This window comes from Myxococcus sp. CA039A (assembly GCF_013336645.1).
Taxonomy (GTDB): domain Bacteria; phylum Myxococcota; class Myxococcia; order Myxococcales; family Myxococcaceae; genus Myxococcus; species Myxococcus llanfairpwllgwyngyllgogerychwyrndrobwllllantysiliogogogochensis.
In genome coordinates this window covers 21,732-28,449 of record NZ_JABUMQ010000129.1, presented here as the reverse complement: position 1 = coordinate 28,449, position 6,718 = coordinate 21,732, and the positions used below count along the sequence as shown (strand labels likewise).

Annotated in this window: 8 protein-coding genes and 1 pseudogene; 3 read left to right on the top strand and 6 right to left on the bottom strand. The window is 69.1% G+C overall.

Translation table 11 applies throughout. The features are described from left to right. From HR086_RS22140 to HR086_RS22130, 3 genes and pseudogenes are all read left to right on the top strand, one after another. Nucleotides 1-438, top strand: a pseudogene (locus tag HR086_RS22140) (lipid-A-disaccharide synthase); the annotation flags it as partial. A 17-nt stretch (nt 439-455) separates the two neighbouring features. After that, a complete protein-coding gene (locus tag HR086_RS22135; protein WP_141648307.1) occupies nt 456-1,160 on the top strand; it encodes a polyprenol monophosphomannose synthase in 705 nt (234 codons plus the stop codon). A gap of 19 nt (nt 1,161-1,179) precedes the next feature. After that, nucleotides 1,180-1,806 carry a MarC family protein gene (locus HR086_RS22130; protein ID WP_141648311.1) on the top strand — a complete coding sequence of 209 codons (627 nt, stop codon included), beginning with the start codon at nt 1,180-1,182 and terminating at the stop codon, nt 1,804-1,806. Between the two features lies 1 nt (nt 1,807). On the opposite strand, the gene HR086_RS22125 is transcribed toward HR086_RS22130, so the two are convergent. The 6 genes from HR086_RS22125 to lpxD all read right to left on the bottom strand — a co-directional run bounded on the left by HR086_RS22125 (nt 1,808) and on the right by lpxD (nt 6,711). Continuing rightward, the gene (locus HR086_RS22125) at nt 1,808-2,266 is read right to left on the bottom strand and encodes a hypothetical protein (RefSeq protein ID WP_174458857.1); all 459 of its coding nucleotides are present in this window, start codon (nt 2,264-2,266) and stop codon (nt 1,808-1,810) included. Between the two features lie 32 nt (nt 2,267-2,298). Then, nucleotides 2,299-3,324, bottom strand: a complete 1,026-nt coding sequence (locus tag HR086_RS22120) for an OmpA family protein (RefSeq protein ID WP_174458858.1) — start codon at nt 3,322-3,324, stop codon at nt 2,299-2,301. 212 nt (nt 3,325-3,536) lie between these two features. Then, nucleotides 3,537-4,364 carry an LpxI family protein gene (locus tag HR086_RS22115; RefSeq protein WP_174458859.1) on the bottom strand — a complete coding sequence of 276 codons (828 nt, stop codon included), beginning with the start codon at nt 4,362-4,364 and terminating at the stop codon, nt 3,537-3,539. Nucleotides 4,365-4,373: 9 nt separating this feature from the next. Further along, nucleotides 4,374-5,150 carry an acyl-ACP--UDP-N-acetylglucosamine O-acyltransferase gene (gene lpxA / locus HR086_RS22110; RefSeq protein ID WP_141648303.1) on the bottom strand — a complete coding sequence of 259 codons (777 nt, stop codon included), beginning with the start codon at nt 5,148-5,150 and terminating at the stop codon, nt 4,374-4,376. A 29-nt stretch (nt 5,151-5,179) separates the two neighbouring features. Beyond that, nucleotides 5,180-5,647, bottom strand: coding sequence for a 3-hydroxyacyl-ACP dehydratase FabZ (gene fabZ / locus HR086_RS22105; RefSeq protein WP_141648302.1), 468 nt, complete (start codon nt 5,645-5,647; stop codon nt 5,180-5,182). Beyond that, on the bottom strand, nt 5,647-6,711 hold the full coding sequence (gene lpxD / locus HR086_RS22100) for a UDP-3-O-(3-hydroxymyristoyl)glucosamine N-acyltransferase (protein WP_141648301.1): 1,065 nt from the start codon (nt 6,709-6,711) through the stop codon (nt 5,647-5,649). Before lpxD ends, fabZ begins: the two co-directional genes overlap by 1 nt. Between the last annotated feature and the right edge of the window lie 7 nt (nt 6,712-6,718).

Sequence of the window (6,718 nt, the reverse complement as noted above, 5' to 3'; positions counted from 1 at the left end):
GTGCTCTCCCATTTCGAGGGCAGTGGCCTGAAGCCCGTGCTGGTGGATGGGCGTGCCCCGGAAGTCGTGGGCGCCAGCGACGCGGCGGTGGTGGCCTCCGGTACAGCCGTGTTGGAAGCAGGACTGATGCAGCGCCCCCTGGTCGTCATCTATCGGGTGTCGCTCATTACGTACTGGGTGGGCCGGCTGATGCTGAAGGTGGCCTTCGTGTCCCTCATCAACCTGCTGGCCGGCCGGCGCGTGGTGCCAGAGCTGCTCCAGGGCGAGATGACGCCCGAGCGAATCGCGGACGAGGTGCGCCGGGTGTGGACCCCCGGGGCGCCACGGGAGGAGATGCTGAAGGGGCTGGCGGAGGTGCGGGGGCGCCTGGGTGAGGCAGGAGCGGCCACCCGGGCGGCTGAGTCGGTGATGGAGCTACTGCCCCCGCGCGCCATTTAGGGTATGTCGGCCCGGCCATGAACCCTGCGCTGGTCTGCATCCCCACGTACAACGAGCGGGAAAACATCGAGGCCATCACCCTGGCGGTGCTCAAGGCCGACCCCCGCGTCGATATTCTCGTCGTCGACGACAACTCCCCCGACGGCACGGGGCAGATCGCCGACCAGCTCGCGGCGAAGGAGCCCCGGGTTCGCGTCCTGCACCGCGAAAAGAAGGAGGGCCTGGGTCGCGCGTACCTCGCCGCCTTCCGCTGGGCACTGGCCGAGGGCTACACGTACATCCTGGAGATGGACGCGGACTTCAGCCATGACCCGCGCTACCTGCCCGGCCTGCTGGATGCCGCCGAGGCGGGCTCCGATCTGGTGCTGGGCTCGCGCTATGTCACCGGGGGCGGCACGGTGAACTGGGGCGTTGGCCGGCAGGTCATCAGCCGCGGCGGCAGCCTCTACGCCCGCACGATTCTGGGCGTGGGCGTCTCGGATTTGACGGGCGGCTTCAAGTGCTTCCACCGCCGGGTGCTGGAGGCCATCGACCTGGATGCCGTGCACAGCACCGGCTATGCGTTCCAGATTGAACTCACCTACCGCACGCTGAAGAACGGCTTCACCGTGCGAGAGATCCCCATCATCTTCGAGGACCGGCGTGTGGGACACTCGAAGATGAACAAGAAGATCTTCGCCGAAGCGCTCACCATGGTGTGGAAGCTGCGTCTCACGGTGTAGCGAAGAAGGGCGTGCGGTGATGAAGGCATACCTGGCGCAATTCCTCGTCGCCCTTCCGGCGATCTTCTTCGTCGTGGACCCCATCGGCGTGGTGCCGCTGTTCCTGGCGATGACGTCCGGCGACACGAAGGAGAAGATTCGCCGCACGGCGATGCGCGCGTGTCTGGTGGCGTGCGGGCTGATGACGTTCTTCGCCCTGTTCGGCACCATCATCTTCAAGGTGTTCGGCGTGTCGCTGGGGGCCTTCCGCGTCGCGGGCGGCATCCTCCTGCTCATCACCGCGTTGGACATGCTCCGCGCCCGGCCTTCCGCGACTCGCACCACGCCCACGGAGGAGCAGGAAGGCGCGGTGAAGGAAGACGTGGCCATCGTCCCGCTGGCCATTCCGCTCTTGTCCGGCCCCGGCGCCATCGCCACTGCCATGGTGCTGATGGCCCGAGGCAACTCCATGACCGCCACCCTGCCCGTGCTGGCGGCCATCATCCTCACCTTCGTGGCCAGCTACTTCATCCTGCGCGCCTCCGGCCTGGTGCAGCGGGTGCTGCGTCAGTCCGGGGTCGCCATCGTCGAGCGCGTCATGGGGCTCATCCTCGCCGCCATCGCCGTGCAGTTCATCGCGGACGGCGCCAAGGAGTTGATGAAGTAGCTCACTTGCCCGCGACCCACTGAGGGCCCGCGCGCTTCAGCGTGCCCTGGGGCGTGCCTTCCAGCGTGAGTTCGTCCGGACCGGAGCGGCGCGCGTCGTACGCGTAGCCCTCTCGCACTTCCTGCAGGTACACCACCACCGCGTCGAGGACGCTCTCCTGGACGACCTTGAAGGTGGCGTCGCCGCAGCGGGGTTCATCACCTTCGAAGAAGCGCTCCAGCATGGACTGCTCGGGGCGCCGCACGTACACCCGCACCGGGGTGGGCTCCTGCCGGCCCTGGGCGGCGATCTCCTCCACCACGCGCGACGGGGTCGGTTCCTTCAGCACGGATTGAATCAACGAGCACTTCTCCGCCTCCACCTCCCGCCTCACGGCGAGCGGCGCCTGATGCGCGCAGCCCGCCCCCGCCAGGAGCGTGACACCCACCACGCCCCAGGCCCACCGTTGGAATCGCTCCATCCCGTCGCCTCCTCGTTGCGTCGTCGCGTCCGCTACAGCTTCCGCCACCGCGGCGAGAAGGGCGCCCCGTCCAGCGTCGGGTCCTCCACCGCGATGATGTATTCGGCCCGGCGGTTGCCCGCCTCCGCCGTCTCGTCCGGAGTCCGCACCGCTGGCGACTCCTCCCCGAATCCCTCGTAGAAAATCGGAACCTTCAGCCCGCGCTGACGGAAGGCCGCGGCGATGCTCCGCGCCCGCTTGAGCGACAGCTCCCGGTTGTCCGCCGTGGCGCCCACCGTGTCCGTGTGCCCCAGGACGTACAGACGAACCGCCGCGAAGCGGCCGTATTTCGCCAGCGCCTCCGCGATCAACGCATGGCTCCTGTCCAGCTTGCCGCGCTCCGCGGCGGGAATGTCCGCGCGGCCCGAGGCGAAGCTCACCTCTTCGTGTGGAATGTCCACGCGCCAGGGAAAGAGGTCCACGCCCGTGTAGAAGTCCGATGTGTCGAAGGCTCGGAGGGAAATCTTCATCACCCGGCCCTCGGCGGGCGGCCAGCTCAACGAAAGCGGCGTGCCCGCCACCTCGCCCTTGAAGGGCACCTCGCCCTCGAAGGCCTTCTTTCCGGTGTCCATCAGCACCGTCAGCTCCACGTGGCCCGCGGGACGCGAGAGCTGGAAGCGAAGCTTGCGCCCCGCGACGTCCACGTCCTCCGGCCGCACGTCCAACCGCAGCGGCCCGTTGAGCTCCGTGTCGAGGGACAGCGGCATGCTGCCCGACTCGCCGTTGGGGAAGCGCACCACCAGCTCGCCTTCGTAATGAAAGCGGCCCTCGGGTTGCTCCAGCTCGATGCGCCGGGTGACACCCGGCTTCCCCCCGCCCTTCACCTCGACCACCTTCCCGTCGCCGCGCTTCAGCTTCACCTCGAAGCCCGCGATGGGCTCTTCGATGTGCACGAGCAATGCCGGGAGCTTCTCGCCCACCGCGGCCCGACCCTCCAGGGACACCCGGATGGCGTCCGCGAACGCGGGCAACGGGGTTGCGGCGACGAGACTGAGCACTAGCAGCAGGCGGGCATTCATGGCGCGGCGTCGACCTCCGGCGTCACGGGCCGCGCTGCAACAGCGGCCCGGATGGGTGGATTCCTCCGCGACAGGGTAGGCGGATGCTCCCTGCGAGCAAATGCTTCGCGAGCCAGACGCGAACAGCGCGACGGAATTCACCCGCGCGCGCCATGGACGCCGGCAGCCGGGGAGGCATGCTCCAGCTTCCTACCCGCTCTCCGGAGCCCGGCTCAGGGCACGCCGACGAGGGTGATGCCCGCGGCCCGCGCGCCCGCGAAGAGCTCCGGCGCGTCCAGCAGGACGGTGCGCCCCGCCTCCAGCGCCAGCACCTTCGCGCCCACTTCCTTCATCACTTCCAGCGTGCGGGGCCCGGCGGCGGGCAAATCAAAGCGCAGGTCCTGCTGCGGCTTGCAGCGCTTCACCACCACCGCGCCCGCACCACCCAGCAGACGACCTCCGCGACGGATGGCCTCGTCGGTGCCTTCCACGGCCTCCAGCGCCAGGACATGGCCCTGGTGCACCACCACCGTCTGGCCCACGTCCGCCTGCCCCAGCAGCACGGCGACCTCGCGCCCGAGCGCGACGTCCTGCTCCTGCGTCGCACTCAGGGGCGGTCCCGCCAGGTGTCCCGCTGGGCACAGCACCTCTCCCAGGAAGTCCGTGGGGGCGATGATGGTGATGCCGCGCGACTCGAAGTCCGCGGCCACCGCGCGCAGGAGCGCGTCATCCCGGAAGCTGCGCAGGCGGGAGATGATGCGCATGGCGCCCAGGTCCGGACGCGCGTCCTTCAGCGCCTTCACCCGGCCGATGCCGCCCGCCATGGCCGCCTGCTTCACGGCCGCGGCCTGGAAGGCCTTCTGGATGCGGTTCACCTGCCCCACGCGCACCCAGGTGAGCGAGGCGACCTCGGAGGCCAGCGCCGGGTCCGTCTCTCCCCGGTGCGCCACGGCCACCACCTCCAGGCCCCGAGCCCGCGCCGCGCGCGCGAAGAGGAGCGGAAGCTGGCCGTTGCCCGCGATGAGACCAATCTTGTCGACGACGGGAGGCTCGCGCTCCATGTCCACGGACTAGCGCGTCAGCCCGCGCTTGCTCTGCGCGATGAAGTCCACGAGGTGGTCGACCTCGGGGTGGCCCGCCAGCTCCGTGCGCAGCCGCGCCAGCGCTTCCTGGAGCCCCAGCTTGGAGCGGAACAGGATGCGGTGGGCTTCCTTGATGCGCTCGATCTGCTCCTTGGAGAAGCCGCCGCGCTCCAGGCCCACGGTGTTCAGGCCCACCAGCTCCGCCCGGTCCCCCTGCGCCGTGGCATACGGGGGAATGTCCATGGTCACCATGGCGCCGCCGGAGATGAAGGCGAACCTGCCCAGGCGGGTGAACTGGTGCACCGCCGCCAGGCCGCTGATGATGACGTGGTCCTCCATCGTCACGTGGCCCGCGAGCGCGGACCCGTTGCCGATGCGACAGCCGTCTCCCACGATGCAGTCGTGGGCCACATGGCTGTTGGCCATGAAGAGGTTGCCGTTGCCGACCCGCGTCGCGCCGCCGCCGCCCGCCGTGCCCTTGTGCAGGGTGACGAACTCGCGAATCGTGTTGTCGTCGCCGAGCGTGAGCTCGGTGTCCTCACCCGCGTACTTCAAGTCCTGCGGGTCCGCTCCCACCGAGGAGAACTGGAAGATGCGGTTGCGCGCGCCGAGCGTGGTGCGGCCCTCGATGACGACGTGGGGCCCCACGCGGGAGCCCTCGCCAATCGTCACCTGGGGACCAATGACCGAGAAGGGTCCCACCTCGACCGTGTCGTGCAGACGCGCATCGGGATGAACCACCGCGGAGGGATGAACCTGAGCCATGTCGTTTCCTCTGCCTCGCCAGCTCGCGGTCAGGACGCCGCGCCCTCTGCCGCTCCAGCGTCCTTGTTCTTGTCCACCACGGTGGCCAGGAACTCGCCTTCGGCGACCTTCACTCCATCCACGGTCGCCGTGCCCTTCGTCTTCCACACGGCGCCCTTGTGTCGCAGCACCTCGATGAGGAGCTGCAGCCTGTCTCCCGGCACCACCGGCTTGCGGAAGCGCGCCCCGTCCACGCCCATCAGGTAGGTCACCTTCTGGGTCGGGTCCATGTTCTCGCTCTTATACGCAAGGATGGCCGAAGCCTGGGCGAGCGCCTCCAGGATGAGCACACCCGGCATCACCGGGTGCCCCGGGAAGTGACCGTTGAAGAAGGGCTCGTTGATGGTGACGTTCTTGTAGGCCGTGATCTTCTGGCCCGGAACAATCTCCACCACCCGGTCAATCAGGAGGAACGGATACCGATGCGGCAGCAGGTTCTGGATTTCTCCGATGTCCATCACTCCCCCTTCGCCTTCTCGAGCTGCTCCACCCTGCGGCGCAGGGCCCGCATTTCCTTGAGCAAGTCCGCGACCTGCCCCGACGCCGCGCTGGCACGCAGCCACTCGCGGTGGGCAATCGCCGGACTGCCACTCACCACCTGACCATCCGGGACGTCATGGGCCACGCCGGACTGGGCGCCGACCTTGGCCAGGTCACCCACGCGGATATGGCCCACCACGCCCACCTGCCCGGCCAGCACCACGCCGGTGCCAATCTCCGCCGAGCCAGACACGCCCGCCTGCGCGCAGATGAGCGACATGGGCCCCACGCGCACGTTGTGGGCGATCTGCACCAGGTTGTCGAGCTTGCTGCCTCGCCCCACCACCGTCTCGCCCACCGTCGCGCGGTCGATGCAGGTGCAGGCGCCCACTTCGACGTCGTCCTCGATGCGGACGTTGCCGACCTGGGGAATCTTGAAGTGCTCGGGCCCCTCTTCGCCCTCGGGATTGAAGGCGAAGCCAAAGCCGTCCGCGCCCACCACGCTCGCCGCATGGAGGATGACGCGGGAGCCGATGACACAGCGCTCGCGCACCGTGACGTTGGGATGCAGGACGCTGTCCTCTCCCACCGTGGCGTGCTCCCCCAGATAGGCACCGGGATACAGCACGCTGCGCGCGCCCACCCGGGCGCCCGCTTCCACGCACGCGCCCGCCAACACCGTGGCCTCCGGATGGACGGTGGCCTCCGGATGGACCCACGCGCCAGGACGGATGCCGGGCGCGGGGCGGGTGGCCGGATGGAACAATCGCAGCAGCTTCGCGTAGGCGAGGTGCGGGTTGGACACACGCACCAGCGAAAGACCCTCGCGGGGCGGGGCGTCACCGCCGACCAGCACGGCCGAAGCCTTGGAGGCCTCGAACTGGCGGCGGTAGCGCGTGTTTCCGTAGAAGGACACGTCTCCCGGGCCGGCTTCTTCAAGCCCGTTGAGTCCGTGGATGAGCTGCTCAGGGTCACCGAGAAGCTCTCCCCCGACATGGGCGGCGAGCTCCCCGAGCCGTCGGGGTGCGGGGGAGGTCTTCACGTGGAGC